Source organism: Kribbella sp. CA-294648 (assembly GCF_050943845.1).
GTDB lineage: Bacteria > Actinomycetota > Actinomycetes > Propionibacteriales > Kribbellaceae > Kribbella.
In genome coordinates, this window is the sequence record NZ_CP191981.1 from 7,891,679 (window position 1) to 7,912,340 (window position 20,662).

General features: G+C 67.7%; 7 protein-coding genes. 2 read left to right on the plus strand and 5 right to left on the minus strand.

Going from position 1 to position 20,662, the window contains the following annotated elements:
- Positions 1-29: 29 nt before the first annotated feature.
- Positions 30-1,361, minus strand: a complete 1,332-nt coding sequence (hemL, locus tag ACQPYM_RS37715; RefSeq protein WP_433010688.1) for a glutamate-1-semialdehyde 2,1-aminomutase — start codon at positions 1,359-1,361, stop codon at positions 30-32.
- A gap of 272 nt (positions 1,362-1,633) precedes the next feature.
- On the opposite strand from hemL, the gene ACQPYM_RS37720 reads away from it, so the two are divergent.
- Complete coding sequence (locus tag ACQPYM_RS37720) at positions 1,634-3,007, plus strand: lytic transglycosylase domain-containing protein (protein WP_433010691.1); 1,374 nt, start codon at positions 1,634-1,636, stop codon at positions 3,005-3,007.
- Positions 3,008-3,133: 126 nt separating this feature from the next.
- Here ACQPYM_RS37720 and ACQPYM_RS37725 read toward each other — a convergent pair whose 3' ends face one another.
- Together ACQPYM_RS37725 and ACQPYM_RS37730 are read right to left on the minus strand one after the other, a co-directional pair.
- Positions 3,134-6,850: a S8 family serine peptidase gene (locus tag ACQPYM_RS37725; RefSeq protein WP_433010695.1), complete on the minus strand. Its 3,717-nt coding sequence runs from the start codon at positions 6,848-6,850 to the stop codon at positions 3,134-3,136.
- Between the two features lie 239 nt (positions 6,851-7,089).
- The gene (locus ACQPYM_RS37730; RefSeq protein WP_433010698.1) at positions 7,090-8,052 is read right to left on the minus strand and encodes an LLM class F420-dependent oxidoreductase; all 963 of its coding nucleotides are present in this window, start codon (positions 8,050-8,052) and stop codon (positions 7,090-7,092) included.
- A 108-nt stretch (positions 8,053-8,160) separates the two neighbouring features.
- On the opposite strand from ACQPYM_RS37730, the gene ACQPYM_RS37735 reads away from it, so the two are divergent.
- Positions 8,161-8,892 (plus strand): hypothetical protein, encoded by a 732-nt coding sequence (locus tag ACQPYM_RS37735; protein ID WP_433010701.1) that lies wholly within the window; start codon positions 8,161-8,163, stop codon positions 8,890-8,892.
- Here the strand turns inward: ACQPYM_RS37735 and ACQPYM_RS37740 are convergent.
- Together ACQPYM_RS37740 and ACQPYM_RS37745 are read right to left on the minus strand one after the other, a co-directional pair.
- Positions 8,859-19,409: a MupA/Atu3671 family FMN-dependent luciferase-like monooxygenase gene (locus ACQPYM_RS37740; protein WP_433010704.1), complete on the minus strand. Its 10,551-nt coding sequence runs from the start codon at positions 19,407-19,409 to the stop codon at positions 8,859-8,861. The two genes, ACQPYM_RS37735 and ACQPYM_RS37740, sit on opposite strands and share 34 nt — an antisense overlap.
- Complete coding sequence (locus tag ACQPYM_RS37745) at positions 19,354-20,592, minus strand: MFS transporter (protein ID WP_433010707.1); 1,239 nt, start codon at positions 20,590-20,592, stop codon at positions 19,354-19,356. Before ACQPYM_RS37745 ends, ACQPYM_RS37740 begins: the two co-directional genes overlap by 56 nt.
- Between the last annotated feature and the right edge of the window lie 70 nt (positions 20,593-20,662).

Sequence of the window (20,662 nt, forward strand, 5' to 3'; positions counted from 1 at the left end):
CCGTCGTTTCGGTCACCGAGCCTTCTCCTTCAGTTCTGTACTGCGGCAGCGGCGCGCGCGGCCACCACGGCTGCCTTCTCGATGGTGGCCAGGGCGTCGTCGTCGATGGCGGCGCTCACGAACCAGGCCTCGAAGGCGCTCGGCGGCAGGTAGACGCCGTTGTCCAGCATGGCATGGAAGAACGCGGCATACCTGGGCAGCACCTGGGCTCCCGCCCCGGCGAAGTCCCTGATCGGTCGCGTCACCTCGTCCGAAGACTCCACGAAGAAGAAGCTGAAGAGGTTCCCGGCGTTCTGTGTGCGGTGGGGCACACCGTGCCGGCTCAGCGCCGAGATGACAATCCGCGTGATGGTCTCAGCGGTCTGGTCGAGCTTGGCGTAGACCTCGTCGGTCGCCAGCCGCAGCGTGGCCAGCCCAGCCGCGGTGGCGACCGGGTTCCCCGACAGGGTGCCGGCCTGGTAGACCGAGCCCTCCGGCGCGAGATGCGCCATCACGTCGGCCCGGCCGCCGAAGGCCGCCGCCGGGAAGCCACCGCCCATCACCTTGCCGAACGTCATCAGGTCCGGTGCCAGAGTGTCGATGCCCATCCCGTGGAAACCGGACCTGGTGATCCGGAAGCCGGTCATCACCTCGTCGGAGATGAACAGCGCACCGTTGTCCCGGCAGGTCCTGGCAAGGAAGTCGTTGAAGTTGTCGACCGGCGGGACGACGCCCATGTTGCCCGGCGAGGCCTCGGTGATCACCGCGGCGATCTGGTCGCCGTACTGCGCGAAGGCCTCGGCGACGGCTGCCTGGTCGTTGTAGGGCAGCACGATCGTGTCGGCCGTGGTCGCCTCGGTGACTCCCGGCGTACCGGGGATGCCGAGGGTGATGACACCGGAGCCCGCCTGGGCCAGCAGCGCGTCGACGTGACCGTGGTAGCAGCCGGCGAACTTGACGATCTTGTCCCGCCCGGTGAACCCGCGGGCCAGCCGCAGCGCCGACATCGTCGCCTCGGTGCCCGACGAGACCAGCCGGACCTTGTCGACCGGGGTCCGCCCGACGATCTCCTCGGCCAGCAGCACCTCGTTCTCGGTCGGCGTCCCGTACGACGTCCCGCGGCTGACCGCCGCCTGGACGGCCGCCGTCACCTCGGGATGGGCGTGGCCGAGCAGCATCGGGCCCCAGGAGCAGACCAGGTCGACGTAGGTGTTGCCGTCGACATCGGTGATGTGACATCCGTCACCGGAGGCCATGAAACGCGGTACGCCGCCGACGGCACGGAAGGCGCGGACGGGAGAGTTCACCCCGCCCGGTGTGACGGCGGAGGCTCGGTCGAACAGGTCGGCGGAAAGCTTGGTGTGGTCGGGCACGGCCGCCATTCTCCCCGACCGGCCGGTACGCCGGATGGGCGGGGACCGCGCGCTCCGGACGGTTCCGGCAGGCCGGTCGCGCCCGGGGGCTTCACTTGTGCGTTGTTACGCGCCAGTATGGGTACCCGAGTGACCGGTCGTGCACTGTCTGCGTCTGCCACGTAACCCACGCGCGGGACGGGCGTTAGACCAAACAGACGAACGGTGGCCGGAGACAGGATCAGCAGATTTGTCCGCGGCGTGAGGCGGGGCAAGTCGATGAGTCACGGAGGGGATCATCGATGGCGATGGGCAAGCGTGCCCTGGGCGGAGGCGGCTGGCGTCAGGTGGCGCCGCTGATTCCGCTGGCGCTGTTCGCGAGCGCGTTCACCGTCAGTGCGACCGATGACCCTGCCATCGCGACGGCAGGACTGGAGCAGGGATCGGCCAGGAACACGCCGGTCGTCGTGCCGAAGACGCCGATCGGCGACCCGGCCAACATCGCCGTGCCCGGTGTCGTCGGCAACGGTGTCGATCCCGGTGAGCAGCCGACCCAGGTGGTCTCGGGCCTGTCCCGCAACGGCATCCCCAACGCCGCACTGAAGGCCTACTCGCGGGCCCAGCAGGTGATGGCCCAGGCTGACCCCGGCTGCCAGCTGCCGTGGACCCTGGTGGCCGCGATCGGCCGGGTCGAGTCGAACCACGGACGCTTCGGTGGCAACTCGCTGATGACGAACGGTGTGGTCACGCCCGGCATTCTCGGGCCCCGGCTGGACGGGACGAGCACGGCGCGGATCACCGACAGCGACGGCGGCAAGCTGGACGGCGACGCCGCCTACGACCGGGCCGTCGGGCCGATGCAGTTCATCCCGCAGACCTGGCAGCTGATGGGCGTCGACGGTGACGGCGACGGCCTGAAGAACCCGCAGGACATCGACGACGCGGCGATGTCGACCGCCGTCTACCTGTGCTCCGGCAGCGGCAACCTGTCCAAGGCCTCCGACCTGAACGCGGCCGTCCTGCGCTACAACCACTCCCAGCAATACGCCGACCTGGTGATCAGCATCGCCAAGGCCTACGCGGGGGGCAGCTGGATCGCGGTCGGCAACGGCACCGAGAGCGACGACCAGGGTGTCGACCGGGCCAGTGACCGGGTCGGCGACCCGGAGGTCGACGCGCCGGCCGACGACAACCTGCCGCAGGCCGTCGACCTGCCGACGTACCCGGCCGGGACGAAGCCGACCTCGCAGCCGACCATGGTCCAGGAGGGTGACGGCAAGCCGACGCCCACCCCGACCAAGCGTCCGCCGACGACGACCGCCCCGAGCAAGCCCGGGACGACGAAGCCGCCGACGAGCGAGCCGAGCACCCCGCCGACCAGCAAGCCCCCGACGTCCAAGCCGCCGGCGCCGCCGCTGGTGGCGAAGCTGCAGACGTCGGTCGGCCTGATCGTCGGCTCGGTCGGCACGACTCTGACCGAGCTGACCACAGCGACCACCTACTGCCAGTCCGAGATGGCGAAGGTGACCATCACCCGCCCGACCCAGGACCAGCTGCAGAAGTGCGTGACCGCGTACCAGACCGGCGGCACCAAGGCCGTCGACCAGGTGATCCGCAATCTGCTCTCCGTACTCGGCCTGCTCGGCGTTCTCGGAGGAGGCGTTCTCGGGAACTGAGCCACCCTGAACCGGCGCGCCTGCCCCCACCCCTCCCTGGGCGCGCCCCCGGCGACGCCACGGAGCTACTCCCCCCGGCTTCCGTGGCGTCGCCCTTTTCTGGTCAAGCGCTTACTTGAGAATCTTTCACTTTGTCACCCAGGCCTTCTCGATCGTCTGCCGAACGCTGTTGCCGATCAGGTCGCGCGACGTCACCCGGAGCGTCAGTTCTCCCTTGGTCGCCGGGAGCTGCACCGTGCCGCGATCAAGCCCGCGCGGTACGACGGTCAGCCGGCGCCAGGTCTTGCCCGCGTCGTACGAGACCTCCGCCGTGGTGCGGAAGATGCCGAGACCCCGTACGCCGGGTTGGTAGCCGGCCTTCAGCTCGAGAGTGTTACCGGTACGCCGGTAGTCGACCTGCACCAATGGCAGCACGGCACGCGACTTCGTCGGGGCTGACAGGAAATGCCAACTGGTGTGGGTCGCTGTGGACGTCTTGGCCCAACTGTCCTCGGCTCGCCGCACCACCAGCGTCAGGTCGTACCAGGCCGTCCTTGCCGGGACCGGGAACTGTGCCACCGACCAGTCCTTGCTGCCGAGCACCTTGCCGTTGCTGCTGAGCGTGAGCGACGTACTGTCACCCCGGCTGTCGACCCAGCCGTAGATGCTGCGGTCCCCGTTCACGTACTGCGGAATCGCCACCCGCAACGCGTTCTCGAACCGGGCCGCGGGGAGCCCGTCCGCCTCGCTGCCCGTCCCGTCCGGGACCGCCGGGCGAGCAAGCGGCGACCACCACTCACGGGTGACCTTCTCGTTCGGCCGGTAGCTCCGCGGGAGGCTGTACTCGAAACCGGACTCGTTCCACTCCCCCGCCGCGGTCTTCTCGTCCCAGGTCACGCCCGGGACCTCACTGGCCAGGTAGTCCGTCCTGGTGACGGGGCCGGTCACCAGGCGCTTGGCGGTCAGCGCGGTCGCCAACCCAGGGAAGTGAGCCGCCCGCTGATCCACGTGCAGGAACCAGGCGTCGTTACTCCCGTACTTCGTCGTCACCGCGGCCGGCCGCATCTTGGCGAAGTCGTAGGTGAGCGGGCCATTGACCACTTGCGGACCCACCGCGAGGTCATAGCGGTAGGTGCTGTCGAGCAGGCCGCTCAGTTGGAGAACAACTTCGCGCTGCTTGAGCAGACTGATCAGCTTCTGACCTTCCGGCTGGCGAAGCAGATAGACCGGCAGGCCGACCTCGGCGCCGTCACCCCAGAAGCCGGGCTGCTCGTTGTAGAGGAAGACGGCCTTGGCACCCGCGTCCTTGGCCGCCTGGACCTGAGCATTCGTCTGGTCGTAGTCGCGCCAGCGAATCAGTGCGACCTTGCCCTTGGCACCGGCCAGCTCGGCCGGGCTGCCGTCACCGCCATTGAAGAGCGGCAGCTTCTCGTTGCCGACGTACTGGTTCTCGTAGGCTCCGTCGTCGGGCGTCGGCAACCTGAATCCGCCAGGACCGGTGACGTCGACGGTCAGCTTCGGCTGGGCGAGATCCCAGCGCTGCACCACCTGGAAGAGGCCGTCGGCCACCTTGCCGAAGTTCTGCACGTAGATGCCGTTGGCAACATCTTTGCCGAAACCCCAGCCGGAGACGGCATCCCGCTCACCGGTCTTGCGCCGCCAGGCGATGCCGACACTCTGGGCATCCGCTCGTTGCGGCGTCCGGACGGTGACCTTGTTCGCCTTGCGGGCGTCGAAGACGAAGGTCCGGTCACCGGTGATCCGGACATCGGGATCGCCCAGCAGGATGATCGAGTTCGTCCAGCCGGCCTCGTCACCGCCCATCACGAAGGACATCACGCTGTACCGGCCGGTCGGCACCTCGAGCGTTTGGGCGCCGGTGTGGTCGAAGGCGATCGCGGTCACGTCGCCGGTGTGGTAGTTCCACAACTGCACACCGCTCGCGCTGACCGGCACGACCGGCTTGCCGTCGCGGCCGAGCGCCTTCACCGTCACCTGGTGCAGCCGCCCGCCCGCCGCGAACCCGAGCCCGGTCCGGTACGACGAACCGCCGCCGCGCGCGACCAGTTCACCGGAGTACTTCGCGGCCTGGGTCTTCGCCAGGTCGACCGTCACGGTCGCCGATGCGGTCCCTCCCGGCGCGATCGTCAGCCTGGCCGGGCTGACCCCGACCGCCGCGCGCACGCCGCCCGGGGAGGTCGCGGCCACGCTGAGGTCCAGCGTCACGGGCTTGGCCGAGTTGTTGCTATAGGCAATCTTCCGGGACACCGGAGCCGGCGCGGTCCCCGACCAGGACAGATCGCCGAAGAAGAGATTGGCCTGGTCAGGCAGAACCTTGGGATCGAGCGCCTTCGGGATGTCGATCCGCCCGAGCCCCTGCTGCACGGGCGTCGCGCCCTTGCTCGGTACGGCGGTGGTCGCCAGTGCTGCCTTGAGCTGTTCACCGGTCCACTCGGGGTGCCGTTGCGCCAGGATCGCGGCGGCACCCGCGACGTGCGGAGTCGCCATCGACGTACCGCTCATGGCGGTGTAGTACTGGTCGAGGTGGTGGCCGCCGTCGGAACCGGCTGCCCGCGCGGCGGCGATCTCCACGCCCGGAGCGGTCACCTCGGGCTTCATCGCTCCGTCACCGAGCCGCGGACCGCGGCTGGAGAAGGAGGCGAGTTTGTCGTCGCGATCCACCGCACCGACCGTCAGCGCGGCCGCGGCGGCACCGGGAGAACCAACGGTTTCCTCGGCTCCCGCGTTGCCGGCGGCGATGACGAAGAGCGCGTCGCTGGAGGCGGACAGACGGTCGACGGCCTCGCTCATCGGGTCGGTGCCGTCGGAGGGCAGACCGCCGAGGCTCAGGTTGATCACCTTGGCGCCCTGCTGGACGGCCCACTCCATCCCGGCGATCGCCTCGGAGTCCAGGCCCGTGCCGTTGTCGTCGAGCACCTTGCCGATCAGCAGCTGCGCGCCGGGTGCTACGCCCTTGCGCTTGCCGGCGGACGCAGTACCGAGGCCTGCGACGACCGATGCGGTGTGGGTGCCGTGACCGTGGCGGTCGTGGACCGGCTGGTCGGGGATGAAGCTCTGCGAGCCGATGACCTGCTTGCGCAGATCAGGGTGCTGGGCGTCGTACCCGGTGTCGAGTACGGCGACCTTGACGCCCTTGCCGTCGTACCCGGACTGCCAGGCGGTGGGGGTACCGATCTGTTTCGTCGAGCGGTCGAGGGTGGCGCGGGTACGGCCGTCGAGCCAGATCTTTCCGACACCGCCGCTGCCGCCGCGCAGCTTGTTGTCCTTGATGCCGGTCCAGAAGTTCTTGGCCTGGTCCTTGCGGACCGTCACGGCGGTGGTGCCGACGCTCGCCAGCGTGAGCCGCTTGGTCGCGGCCACCGGCGCTTCGGGTGCCCTCAGCGTGGTGGTGGGTGAGGTCAGCAGCAGCGGCAGGTTCGCGGTGGCCGCGTCGTCGTAGCCCTGGGCAACCAGCTTGGTCAGGTTGAAGAGACGGCTGTCCAACCGTCCTTCGGTCAGCAACGGGTACGCCGCGACCGGGACCAGGGTCAGCTCGTTGTCGAAGTCGCCGAGGTAGTAGTTGCCGCCGTCCATCAGTCGCGCGGACCGCTGCCCGCCCTGCGTGATGGTCAACTCGGCGACATCGCCGGTCACCAGGGTGATCCGGTGCGTGCTCGCGCCGGGCGTCGGGCGCGCGGCGGGGCTGGTGGCGCCGGTACCGGATCCTGCACCGGCACCACCAGCGGAGGGGCCCGCCGCCCGCGCGGTCGGGACCACCGCGCCGGCCGGGGTGACGGTCGACGCCAGTAAGGCGCCGGCCGTCACGGCGGAGGACAAGATGGCTGCAAGGCGTGACGAAGTCACAGGGGGCACCTCCCGATGCCCCGACCCTCGCGGGGCCATCCCCGCGAGCCTTACAGTTGCCTCCGGCCACGGTCCATTGATCGGCCTGGCGTACACCCGCCATGACCGGTACCGGCCAGCCCCGTCCCCCGTCCTGCCTCTCAGGGGTTAACCCCTGAGAGGCAGGGTTGCCCCACGAGTTTCCGGCTAGGCAACCCACCCTTGGAGGGGTTGACCCCTGAGAGGTCCGGGCTCAGGGGTCAGGCGAAGCGCTTGGCGACCTGCTCGATGCGGTCGACCAGGTCCAGGTCGTAGGCGACGCCAGGCACGTAGAAGATCACGTAGTCGGCACCGGCCTCGAGGGCGGCCTCCACCTTGTTCGCGATCTCGTCCTCGGTCCCGATCAGGTTGTCGTTGCTGAACTTCTCCCAGTTCATCGGCCCGAGCGCCTGGGCGGTCGCCTTCTGCGGGTCCGCACCCTTGTCGATCGGGAAGGCGTTGATCCCGGTCGACTTGATGATCTGATCGTAGTCCCGGCCGAGCTTCTCGCAGTGCCCCTTGAGGATGGCCGCCTTCTCCCGGATCACGTCCGGGTTGCCACCGCCGATGTTGGCCGCGTCGGCGTACTGGGCGACGAGTTTCAGCGTGACGTTCGGGCCGCCACCACCGATCCACAGGCTCGGGTGTGGCAAGCGCACGCCCTTCGGCTCGTTGATCGGCTTGTCGATCGAGTAGTACTTGCCGTTGAAGACCGGCTCGTCCTCGGTCCACATCTTGTAGATGATCTCGGTGGCCTCGCGGAACGCACCCATCCGGTCCTTGAGCTCCGGCCACTCGTAGCCGTAGGCCTTCCACTCGTGCTCGTACCAGCCCGCGCCCAGTCCGGCGTACAGGCGGCCGTGGCTGGCGACGTCGACGGTGGAGGCGATCTTGGCGTACAGCGCCGGGTTGCGGTACCCGTTGCAGCCGACCATCTGGCCGATGTTCACCCGCTGGGTGTCCCGGGCCAGCGCGGCGGTGGCCGTCCAGCACTCGAAGGTGCTCTCGGTGCTCGGCTCCGGCACCGTGTGGAAGTGGTCGAACAGCCAGATCGAGTCCCAGGACCCCTCGTCGGCCTTGCGCGCGACGGCGGTCATGGCCTCCCACTGGTCGACGGGGTCACTGATCCCCGCCAGGTCCATCTTCCACCCCTGCGGAACGAACAATCCAAACCGTGTAGTCATGTGCTCATCCAACCGGCCCGCCCCTGAACCGGTCCAGCACCTCAGCTACTGAATAACTGCTGAATCACCGCACTCCGTCTTCTGAATCAGCTTCTCTGAACCAGTGCGGTGCCGTGGGCGTCGTACAAGCCGACCCAGGGAGGAATCATCAGTTCGACCAAGTTCGATCAGCTTTTTGCCGAGGCTGTCCCGTTGGTTCGTGCCGGCGAGCATCAGCGGGATGTGCCGCCTGAGGTAGGTGGGCGATGGCCGGTTTCGGTCGTACTACGGCCGCCGGTCGACGGCTCGTTGAGCCTGCGGCTTGATGCGTTGACGGCGGAGGCAGCGGCGATCGCGGGTGGGCACTGGCAGACCGGGCAGGTTGGTTCGGCGCATCTCACGGTGCGGGCACTCGAGTTCTACCGGCCGGACGTCGATCCCGACGAGCCGGCGATCAAGCGGTACCGGGCGGCGATGGAACGAGCCGCGAGCACGGTCGGGCCGGCCCGGATCGAGGTCACCGGCCTGACGCTCACACCTGGCACCGTGATGGCCTCGGCGATTCCGCTCGACGATCAGGCCGACCTCTTCATGGATCGACTCAAGGACGAGTTGGGCGACGACGCCTGGCATGAACTCGACTACGGCCGGCGCGACATCTGGTACCTGAACCTTTTGCACTTCACCACCGACATCCCCGCGCCGGAGGTGCTGATCGACTGGGTGCGGGAACACCGTTCGGTTTCCTTGGATGAGGCAACCATCCGGGCGGCCGAACTGGTGCGCTTCCGGCACGCCCCGGATGGTCCCCGGCCGTTCATGCGACCTCAGCTGCTCGCGTCCGTCCCCCTCGGTTCGTAGCCCAACTGCTCGGTCAACGCCGCGGCCCAGCCGGCGATCGTGGTGGGCGTGAAGAGGTCGGTGGAGTACTCGATGTCGAGAGTGAAGTTCTCCTCGGTCAGGGTGAAGACGACATAGAGTTCCGTCCGAGCCTGCCCCGGTACTGCGACGCCGCGGACAGGGAACTCGCCAGTCGGCAGAGACAGCGTCGCGTGCGGGCCGTTGATGACCGTGAAGAGCACCGGCATCGCCGCTGGGCAGGGCAGGGTCGCTCGATCCGGCAGGGCAACCCGGATGACCTCGAGCAAGGGCAGCGTCTCGTGGTCCAGGGCGGAGTACAGCGCCTTTGCTGTCTCCGCCAGGAGGTCGGCCGCGTCGAGTTTGACTCGAACCAGGACAGCTTCACCGAGATAGCCGATGATGCCGTCGTGTTCCGGGCGGCTCCGGCGTGCGCTGGAGACGGGCAGCACGACCTCATCGTGACCGCAGAGGTCACCGAGCCACCGAGCGAAGCCGGCCGCGATCACGACGTACGGCGTGGTCCCGGCTGCGGCTGCTGTGGATCTGATCCGCTCTTGGAGATCTCGGGGCAGGTCGACGTGATGGGTGGAGCCTTGGCCGGACAAGACCTCTGGTCGCGGGTGGTCGGTCGGCAGGTTGGGCCGGAGTGATGCACCAGCGAGTGTGGTGCGCCAGAACTCCTCCAGCCTGGTCCTCGTCTCGCCAGTGAGATTGGCTCGCTCCCATCGGGCATAGTCGCTGTACTGACCGGAGGGGGCGGGGAGCTCGGCACCGGAGTACAGGGCGGAGAGTTCCTGCCAGAACAGCCGGGCGGACCAGCCGTCGTAGATGAGGTGCTGGACGGCGACCGCGAGCACCCAGCGCTGTGGCGACACCCGGCCGAGACGGACGCGCCACAGTGGCGCTTCGGTGGGGTCCAGGGCTGGGTGGGCAGCGGCAACGCACCACTCATGGATCTTCGCCTCGTCATCCGGCAACTCCGTGACCGGGAGATCGACCGGGACGGATTCCAGCACCTCCTGGCGGTCGTCGAAAACTCTGGTCCGTAAGGCGGAATGGCGCTGCACGAGCGTCTGCAGGGCGGTCCGCAGCATGAGCGGATCGAGCTCGCCGGACAAGTCGACGCGTGCGACGCCGTTGTAGATGGACGCATCGGTCCGGGTCTTGTTGATGCTCAGTCCGCGTTGTTGCAGGAAGGTCGTCGGGGCGGTGTCCTCGATCTCGACCTTGACCGGGCCGTCGATCCTCGCGGCCAGGGCGCGGATGGTCGGGGTACGGAAGAACTCGGTGAGGGTGAACTCCTCGCCGGTCGCCGCCTGGATGCGGTTGAGCAGCCGGACAGCCAGCAGGGAATGACCACCTAGTTCGAAGAACGAATCATCGACGCCGAGGTCGGTCCTTCGGAGCACCTCGCTCCACACTTCGTGCAGAAGTCGCTCTGTTGTACTGGCTGGTTGGCCGCCGTGGCGTTGCGGACCGCCGGGCGTCGGCAAGGCCGCTCGGTCGAGTTTGCCATTGGTTGTCAGCGGCAACCGATCCATCCGGACCCAACGCCGGGGGACGAAGTACTGCGGAAGTCGCGCGCTCAGCCGCTCGGTCAGCTCGGTGAAGTCCACCTGGCCGGCCACGTAGCCGACCAGCTCGCCGTCGACCGCGATCACGGCGGCATCGGACGCCTCGGGATGGTCGAGGATGGCGGCCCTGATCTCGCCTGGCTCGATCCGGACACCACGGATCTGGATCTGGTCGTCACGGCGTTGGCGGAACTCCAGGGTGCCGTCTGGGCGCCAGCGACCGAGATCGCCGGTGGCGTACCAACCGGGTGCGAAGAAGGCGGCTGCTGTTTCCGCAGGCCGGTTCAGGTAGCCGTTGGTCACGCAGGTGCCCTCGACGCAGATCTCGCCGATCGCGCCGAGCGGCACCGGCCGGCGATCCGGGTCGAGCAGCCGAATCCGGACGCCCGGGATCGGCCGGCCGATGGGCGGCATGGTTTCACCTGCCTTGACTCGGTGCTCGGCGACGCCGATGGAAGCCTCGGTCGGTCCATAACCGTTGTAGAGCAAGCAATCCGGATGCGCGGCGAGGAAGTCGTGCTCGACCGCTCCGGGGATGGTCGGCTCCCCCGCGGCGTAGATCTCTCGCAGCGACGGCAGGGACGGCCGAGTCGCCAGCAACGCATGAACAGCACTGAACGGCAGCGCGATCCGCTGTACGTCGTACCGGCGGATGGTTTCAGCCAGTACTACGAAGTCGTGGCGGGCCGCGTCTTCGATCAGGACCAGCGCCTGTCCGGCGGCCAGGGAGGTGAAGATCTCGTGGATGCTGCCGTCGAACATCGGGGATGCCCAGGACAAGCCGTCCGTTGCCGGGTGGGTGGCGACGTACTGGCGCACGTAGTTGGCGGTGCCTCGGTGCGGGACGAGCACGCCTTTCGGCGTACCGGTCGAGCCTGAGGTGTAGATGCAGTAGGCAAGGTCGTCGGGGGTGGCGGCTACTCGCGGTCGTTCGGTGTGGTTTTTGAGTTGCTCGCTGCGGATTTGTGGCTGGGCACCGAGGTCGGGCAGGTCGTCGGTGGTGATGAGTTGGACCGCGCCGGAGTCTTCGAGGATGAAGCGCAGGCGCTCTGCCGGGAGGGCGGGATCCAGGGGGAGGTAGCCGGCGCCGCTCTTGAGTACGCCGAGCACGGCGGCGATCTGGTCGGTGCCTCGCGGGAGGCAGATCGCGACTAGCTCGTTGGGTTGGATGCCTCGGGTGATCAGTTCGGCGGCGAACTGGTTGGCTCGGTGATCGAGTTCGACGTAGGTGAGTTCGCCGTACGCGCCTCTGATGGCGATCGCGGTGGGAGTTCGGTCGGCCTGCTGCTCGAACAGTTGGTGGAGGCAGTGGAGTGATTGGTTGCCTGGGGCACCTTCTAGTTCGGCCAGTCGATCGGTGTCGCGCTGAGTCAGGGGCGCCAGGTTGGCGAGCTGTTCCGTCGGGGCTGCCGTGGCCAGGTCGAGGGTCAGCTCCAGGTAGTCCAGCAGGCGGGTGATGGTCGGCTCGTCGAAGAGGTCGGTGTCGTACTCGACGACGCAGTTCAGGCCGTTGGGGTGCGCGGTCAGGTAGAGCACGAGGTCGAGCGGTGCTCGTTCGCTGGGTAGGTCCAGCAGGGCGGCTTCCACCGACGGCGGCGCGAAGGAGATCTGGTCCGTGCCGCTCTCGAACTCGACCGCAACCCCGAACAGTGGGTTGCGTCCGGCAACTCGAGGTGGGTTGACCGCGGCAACGATCTCGTCGAACGGCACCTGCCGATGGTCGACGGCATCCATCAGCGACAGACCGAGCTCCCGCGCCAAGCCGGCGAAGTCCGCGTCCTCTGGGATGGCGACTCGTAGGGGCAGGGTGTCGATGAACATGCCGATGGCGTCGCGGGCCGACTTGCCTCGCCCCGAGACGCCGGTACCGAGGATGAAGTCGCGTTGCCCGCTGAACCTGCCCAGAACTACTGCTAGGCCGGCGAGCAGGGTGCTGAAAATGGTGACACCTGTCTGGCCGGCGAAGGTGGTGATTCGCTCGGTCAACTGGGGGTCGAGGTCGCGGGTCAGTGACTTGCCTGCGCCGCTGCGGTTCTGGGGACGCGGACGGTCGGTCGGAAGCTGCAGCTCCTCGGCGTCTGTGAGTTGCCTGACCCAGAAGTTCACGTCGTCGGCCGTCGGGGTCTCCGCGGTTTCGAGACCGTCGGAGGTGGCTGGAAGGTCTGGATCGTTGGGCCAGGCTCGGTAGTAGGCGGCGAGGTCTTTGGCCAGGACTGGCGTCGAGGAGGCGTCGAAGATGATGTGATGCGCGACGAGCAGCAGGACGTGATGCTCGTCGGACAGCCGGACCAACTTTGCCCTCAGCAACAGTCCGTTGCAGAGATCCAGATCGCCCAGGCGTACGTCGTACAGGACTGTCTGGAGGTCGTTGCCCGGCTCTATTGGTAGGTCGAACCGCAGGCGGTCGCTGACGAAAGCGCGCGGCTCGCCGTCGACCTCGCGGAAGGTGGTGCGCAGTGCCGGGTGGCGGTCGATGACCTTCTGCAGCGCACCTTGGAGGGCGACGGTGTCCAGCTTGCCGCGCAGCTCGATCGCCTTCGGCTCGTGGTAGGTGTTGCCGCCGGGGTTCATTTGCTCCAGGAACCAGATCCGTCGCTCGGCTGCGGTCAGCGGTCGTCCCTGGTTCTGGGTTGGCCGGGTTGTGTACTGCGTGCGGAGGGTGTCGACGACCGTGAGGCTTTGCATCACCTGATCGGGAGTCAGGCCGAAGTCCACGAAGCAGGCGAGCTCGTCGGCGCCGGCTGCGAGGATCGAGTCGATGATGGGTGTGGACGATTCCGGCGTACCGATGAGGGCGCGCGATTCGCAGTACCGCTGATAGGCCTGGCCGAGCAGGAAGTCGACGTCGTCGGGCGCGGTCTTCTCGAGGTCGATCTGGAAGCCGAGGCTGTTGGTGACCTGGCCGAAGAGGGACAGGGACGAGCGGAGGTAGTCGCAGAACGGCTGGTACGCCTCCGCGCGGATCGACTCCAGGTCGCCGCCGACGTAGGTGTGCAGGAGCACGACGACGCGGCCCGCGTCGGGGTCGAGACCGTGCTCGGCTCGGGTCGTGCGATAGAGCGCGATGTTGGTGGCGAGATCCTCGACGGACTGCGCCATCAGGTTGGTGACCACGCCGATGTCGTTGCGCGCGGCAAGTTTGTAGGACTCCGGGTTGCCGACCACCGCGGCGAAGTACGGCGGGTGCTCCTGGATCGGTTGAGGATGCAGTCGCACCTCGGCCGGTTGGCCATCACCGGCCGTCGCGGAGATCTCCTCACCCGCCCACAACCTGCGCACGGTGTCGAGCCGGTCGTAGAGCTCCTCCCGATGCTTGCCATAGTTGCCGGGAGCAAGCACAAAGTCGCGCGCATGCCACCCGCTGGCAATACACATCCCCGCCCGCCCACCGGACAGGTTGTCCACCACCGACCACTCCTCAGCCACCCGAATCGGATTGTGCAACGGAAGCACCACCGAACCGGCATGCAACCTGATCCGCTCAGTCCGGGTAGCCAACGCCGCCGCAAGCACCGACGGATTAGGAAACAACGCCCCAAACGAATGAAAATGCCGCTCAGGCAGCCAAACCGCATGAAACCCCCGCCGATCCGCAAACTCGGTAGCCCGCAAAATCAACCCATACTTATCCCGCTGAGCCGAGTCCGGATAATCCCCGAAGAAGTACAAACTGAAGTCACACGCACCTCGCGGCTTGGTATTAGCAACCGCCGGCACCTCCACCCGCGCCGCAGGCGGACTGCTAACTGGCACCACGGCGTTCACTACAGGCTCGACAGTCACTGCGGGCTCCACGCTCGCTGCGGGCTCGATGCTGGGTGCTTCCGGTGGTGTGCCTTTGAGAAGGGCGAGTTGTTCGGACATCAGGTCCGACACGCGGTCGACCATGCGCTCGGCCAGCTGCAGTTGCCGATCGATCGTCGCCTGAAGTCCTGCCAAAGGCTGCCCACTGCGAGATGTGTCGGGTTGCTGCGCAGTCTGTGGGGGTTGAGCTGACTGCGTGGGCTGAGGTGCCTGGCGTTGCACTGCAGCCGGTGCGGGCCGAGCTGGTTGCGCGGGCTGCGGTTGCAGCGGTTGCTCGGGTGTCTGCTGTTGTGGTGTGGGGGGTGCGGGCTCTGGTGTCTGTTGTTGGAGGAGGGTGGTCAGTTTGGTGGGGGTGTTGGTGTCGGTGAAGAGGCTTCGGACTCCGATGGTTAGGCCGTAGGTGTCTTTTAGGTCGGTGACGAGTCTCATCAGGGAGAGGGAGTCGGCGCCGAGGGTTAGGAACGGGGTGTCGGGGTCTATGTCTTCGGGGGGCATTCCGAGGGAAGGGGCTAGCAGGGCGCGGACTTGGTCGAGGAGGGTGAGGGCTGGGACGACGGCTGGGGTTGGGGCGAGGGCTGAGGTTGAGGCTGGAGCGAGGGCTGAAGTTGAGGCTGGGGTTGGGGCGACGGCTGGGGTTGGGGCGAGGGCTGGGGTTGGGGTTGGAATGGGGGTGGGTTGTGGGGGTGTTTGGGGGTACGGGTTGATGGGGGTTCTTGTTAGGGGGTGGCCGGGGAGGGGGATTCGGTGGCCGGTTGTTAGGAGGGGCCAGTTGAGGGGGGTGCCGGATTGGTAGAGGGTTGCGAGGGATTCGGCGAACTGGGTTTTTGAGTTTTGGCGTTGGGTGGGGGTCCAGGTGGTGCCGGGTTGGGTTCGGCGGCCTAGGGGGGTCAGGATTGCGTCTGGGCCGATCTCCAGGAAGCGGCTGGCACCGCGTTCTGCGGCGGCTGAGATGGCTAGGTCGAAGCGGACGGGGCGGCGGGCATGGTCCTGGAGGTAGCGGCCGTCGATGCGGGACAGAGCAGAGCCGTCGACAGCGCTGAACAGGGGTTTCTGCGGTGCGCCGAAGGTTAGCTTTTCGGCGTATTCGGCTAGTGGTTCTAGTGCTGGGCTTACGAGCCAGGAGTGGAAGGCTCGGTCTACTGGTAGCCGGCGCCAGGCGATGTCTTCGCGGTCAAGGGCTGCGATCGCTCGTGCCATCGCGTCGACCGAGCCCGACAGCACCTGCCGGTCTGGGCCGTTGACTGCTGCTACTTCTACGCCGCAGGACGTTGCGATCCGTTGCGCTACAGCCAGTTCGGCGCTCACGGCCACCATCTCGCCGGGCTCCAGCGCGGTCATCAGCTCACCGCGACGAGCGGTGAGCAACGCGCCATCCGCCACGGACAACGCGCCGGCCGCGTACATCGCCGCGAACTCCCCCACGCTGTGCCCGAGAACGAAGTCAGGCACAACACCGAGCGACCGCCAAACCTCGGTCCAGGCAACCTGATGCGCGAACAGCCCGACCTGCGTCACCTCAGCCCGGCCCGAGACGACCGGCTCCCCCACCGCTCGCTCGACCTCGTCGAAGACCGCCTTGGCCGCGTCAAACGTGCGATACAACCAGTCGGACATCCCCGGATAAGCACTCCCCTGACCGGTGTAGGCAAACGCGAGCGGACCTCCAGCAACGGCCCGCGGCGTCGAGGCCAACGCAGACGCCAACTCCCCGGTATCGGATCCCGTCACCGCCCACCGATGCGGATACTGCGGCCGCCCCACCGCCATCGTCGTCGCCACATCAGCCGCCTCCAGTTCCGGATGCGCCAGCAAATGAGCCCGCAACGAAGCCGTCAACTCCACCAACGCAGCCTCCGACTTCGCCGAAACCGGCAGTACTACAGCCCCGGTACGCCGCCCACGTCGCGCGCGAACCGGCGGCTGCTCCAGCACCACATGCGCATTGGTCCCGCCAACCCCGAAGGAGCTGACACCGGCCCGCCGCGGCGACTCGTCCGACGGCCAGGCCCGCGCCACCGTGGTGAGTTCGAACGGGCTGTCCTCGATCCGCAGCTCAGGATTGGGCTGGTTCAGGTTGATCGTCGGGACCAACTGACCATGCTGGAGCATCAGCACGGTCTTGATCAGCCCGGCCATGCCCGCGCAGGAGTCCAGGTGTCCCACGTTCGCCTTGACCGACCCGAGCGCGCACTTCGCAGTACGGGGGCCGGCTTCGCGGAAGACGCGGGACAGGGCTTCGAACTCGACCGGGTCGCCGAGCGCAGTACCGGTGCCGTGGGCTTCGACGTATGAGATGGTCTCTGGGCCAACGCCCGCTCGCTGCAAGGCGCGGCGGATCACGTCGGTCTGGCCGGTGACGCTCGGCGCCGTGAAGCCGACCTTGCCGACGCCGTCGTTGTTGACCGCGCTGCCGAGGATTACTGCATGCACGGTGTCGCCGTCGGCAATGGCCCGATCGAGCCGCTTCAGCAAGACGGCTGCGACCCCGTTGCCGCCGACCGTTCCGTCAGCGCCGGCGTCGAACGGACGGCAACGCCCGGTCGGCGACAAGATCGAGCCCTCGACGTACTGATACCCAGCATCCTGCGGCAGCCGGACCGCAGCAGCACCAGCGATCGCGAGGTCAGCGTCGGAGTCGAGCAATGCCTGCACAGCAAGGTGTACCGCGACGAGCGAAGTCGAACACGCCGTCTGTACGCCGATCGCCGGCCCGGTCAGCCCGAGCCGATACGCCACCCGACTGGCCAGGAAGTCCGCGGTGTCACCAATCGTCGCCTGCATCGCGGTCGGTACGTCGGCGACGGTTCGCTGCGCCCCGGCGACGGCAGCATCCCCGAGGCGATCCTGATGCCCGTAAAGGTTCATCCCTGTGCCGGCGTAGACACCGATCCTGAGGTTCGACGAGTTGGCCGCATAGCCACCGTTCTCCAGCACCTGATGCGCCACCTCGAGGAACTGCCGATGCGCCGGATCGGTCAGCCCTGCCTCCTTCGGCGACAAGCCGAAGAACTCCGTGTCGAAGGCATCCGCATCCTCGACCACCCCACCGGCCAGGACGTGGTCCGGACCACCGCCCGCAAAGTGGGACACGCTGTCCACACTCGCCAGCAGATTGGTCCAGTACTCGTCGACCGTCCGTGCCCCGGGGAACCGCGCCGCCAGCCCGATGATCGCCACCCGTCGATCGACCGCCACCTCGTTCACCACAGCATCGACAGCAACAGAGTCCGAAGTAGCAGTGATCCAAGAACTCAAAGCCCGCACCGTCGGATGCTCGAACGGCACCGTCGCCGGTACGTCGATGCCGAACCGCTCGGCCAGCCCGGCCCGCAACCGGGCGACCTTGATCGAGGTCAGTCCGAGTTCGTAGAGCGGTACGTCGTCCCGCGCCGGCCCGTCGACGAGCTCTTGCACCAACCGACGCACCTCCCCCATCACCTCACCAGGTGAGGGCGCCACCGCAGGCGGTTCGTCGTACCGGCCGGCCTGGTAGCGCTCGCGGAGTTCGGTACGGCGTACCTTGCCGCTTGCCGTCCTGGGGAACTCACCGGCAGGCACCCGCACGACCTCCGCCGCCGTCAACCGCAGCCGCCGGAACAGCGCCGCCCGGATCGCCGATGCCACATCATCCGGCGCGCCCTCGTCTTCGAAGAAGACCACCAGATCTTCGGTGCCGGTGCGCGCATTCGGCACTCCGCAGGCGCCGACTCCGCGCAGGCTCAACCCTTCGACCCCGCCCGCGACCTCCTCGATCTCGTGGCAGAACAGGGTGTTCCCGTTCAGTACGACGCGATCGCTCTCCCGGCCGGTGATCACCACCTGCCCGGCCGCGACGAAAGCCAGGTCACCGGTCCGGAACCACTCGCCGTGCAACGCAGCCTGTGTCGCCTCTTCGTTGTTCACGTAGCCGGCCGTGATCCGCGCCGACCTGACCTCGAGACGGCCGATCCGCAACTCCGGCAGCACCTCGCCTTGCTCGTCCGTCACGCGAACCGACGCTCCAGGAGCCGGCGGGCCGACCGCGACAAACGTCGTACAGTCCTCGTCGGGCACGTCGGGGCCGGCAAGCACCAGGTCAGCCGCCAGCGACGACTTGAGCACCCGGGCCACGCCGCCCTCGGAGGTCAACTGGCCAATCGTGATCGCGGTGGCAGTCTCGGCCATCCCCCAGCACGGCCGAAAAGTCTCGCGGCCGAGTCCGGCACTCGCGGTCGCCGCGAGGAACCGTTCGACCACCGGCAAGACGATCTGCTCGCCGCCACTGACCAGCGACCTGATGCTGCTGAGATCCATTGAGAGTTCCGGTCGCGCGGCCAACTCGTCGGCCGCGAGCTGCAGTCCGAACGTCGGCGACCAGGCGTGCGCGACGCCGTACTGCGCTGCTTTCTTCAACCAGAGCAAGGGATCCGCGAGTACGTCGGCAGTCGGCAGGTGCACGTTGGTCGCACCGACGAACGCCGGCAGAACGTGATAAAGCAAGAGCGCACCACTGTGGTCGACGGGCAGCCAGTTGAGCATCGACTCCTCTGGCCGCAGGTCGAGCAAGCGTCGCGATCCGGCGGCGAACTCCATCAGGGCGCGCTGAGTGAGAGCCGCCGCCTTCGGAGCGCCGGTGCTCCCCGAAGACAACATCAGGAGCGCGATCTCTTCAGGTGCAGGCTCGTGAAGCTGCTCAGCAGGCGACAGCAGCCTCAACTCCTCGGCCAACTCAACCGAGAAGGACGCGCTCGCCAGTACGGCGGCGTTTGCCCGATCGGTGAGGATCAGCGGGCTGTCCAGCAACTGCCAGGTGTGGCGCACGCGATCGAGCACCGGCGATCCCAACGACACCGGCTCGCTGATGACGGCCGGCCGGATGCCGCCCAGCAGACAACCCCAGAACGCCGGGAAGAACTCGTCCAGCGAAAGGCCCAGCACGATCACCGAATCCCCACTGGACAGACCCGCGGCACGCAACCCGGTCAGCGTCCGCCGCGCCTGGTCGAGCAGCTCCGGATAGGCGAGCAGGCCTCCCGGCGTACGGACGCCGGCCCCGGGAAAGTCGGCCGCCGCCCGGACCAGTGCCTTGACCGCATCCGCCGGATCATCCAGGGCCGGTACCAGCCGTGGGCCGTGGCTGATCGACGCGTTCACCATCATGTGTTCTCCTCACTGAGAGCAACAGAAAGACCAGTACGCCGATCAGCGCGATGCCGTGGAACCCAGCGACCACGGGGAGCGCCGGCCAGGTCGCCAGCAACCCGGCGGCGACGACCATGCCGCCCCCGAAGGCGAAGTTCTCCACGCTGGCCGACAGCCCGAAGATCCGCGTCCGCTCCTGACCGGGCAGGGTCTGGAGGGTGGACACGTAGCCGATCTCGGTGACGCCGTCGGCCAGTCCCGCGACCAGGCAGACCGCGATCAGCCAGCCCGTGGGCAGGCCGGTAAAAGCAAGGACGAAGCAGATCGACATCACGCAGGTCGCGGCCGCGAAGACGCGATGATCGAGCGTCGCCTTGAGCCGGCCGATCACCAGCCTGCTGACGACTTGGTGGGCACACAGGCTGCCGACCGCCCAGGACGTCATGAACTGAGCCATCAGACTCGCCGGGTTGGCCGGTGCCGTAGTACTGGCGAAGATCGGGAGTGCGACGTTGTGGCCGGCCGACGCGAGTGCGTCCAGTCCGCGCACTACGACCATGCCGGCGATCAGTGGCGGCAACATTCGCCAGACGGCGCGCCGAGCGCCGCCATCGCCGGCCGCGTGTTCGGCGGTCGGTCGTGGGTCAGGCCAGGTGACGAAGGTCAGCGCAACTGCGGAGACGAGGAACGAACCGCCGTTGACCAGGAAAGCCGTGCCGTAGCCACTCAGGTCGATGATCAACCCGGCCGACCCGAACCCGAGCACGGTGGCCAACGACCGGGCCGTCACCAACCGGCCATTGGCCTTGGCCCGCTCGTCCGTCCCGACCAGCTCCGGTACGCCGCTGCGCAACGCGACCACGAGCGTGGTGTTGCCAACTCCCAGGACCACCGCGACGAGGAGCAGCACGGCCAGACTCGGAATCACGACCAGCGCGACCATGGCCGCCGCCTGCAACAGGTCCATTCCGATCAGCAAGGGCCGACGGTTGACCTTGTCCAGCACCGTGCCGACCATCAGGCCGGTGACGAACCCGGCGCCCAGGCGAATCGCCATCACCACGCCGGTGGCCCAGGCACTCCCGGTCAGGTGGTAGCTGAACAGGCCCAGCGCGATCAGGTTCAGATAGTTGCCGTACGACGACACGGCATAGCCGCTGACCACCAACCAGAACCCGCGCGGTTCCCGGGGTCCCTGCATCGACGAACCCCTCCTCTTCGGTCCCGGCGGACGTGATCCGGCAGCTTCAAGAACCAAGAGGAGGGAAGGC

Coding starts and splice junctions, on each gene's coding strand:
- hemL (WP_433010688.1), bottom strand. CDS start 1,361: ATGGCGGCCGTGCCCGACCACACCAAGCTTTCCGCCGACCTGTTCGAC.
- ACQPYM_RS37720 (WP_433010691.1), top strand. CDS start 1,634: ATGGCGATGGGCAAGCGTGCCCTGGGCGGAGGCGGCTGGCGTCAGGTG.
- ACQPYM_RS37730 (WP_433010698.1), bottom strand. CDS start 8,052: ATGACTACACGGTTTGGATTGTTCGTTCCGCAGGGGTGGAAGATGGAC.
- ACQPYM_RS37740 (WP_433010704.1), bottom strand. CDS start 19,409: ATGATGGTGAACGCGTCGATCAGCCACGGCCCACGGCTGGTACCGGCC.
- ACQPYM_RS37745 (WP_433010707.1), bottom strand. CDS start 20,592: ATGCAGGGACCCCGGGAACCGCGCGGGTTCTGGTTGGTGGTCAGCGGC.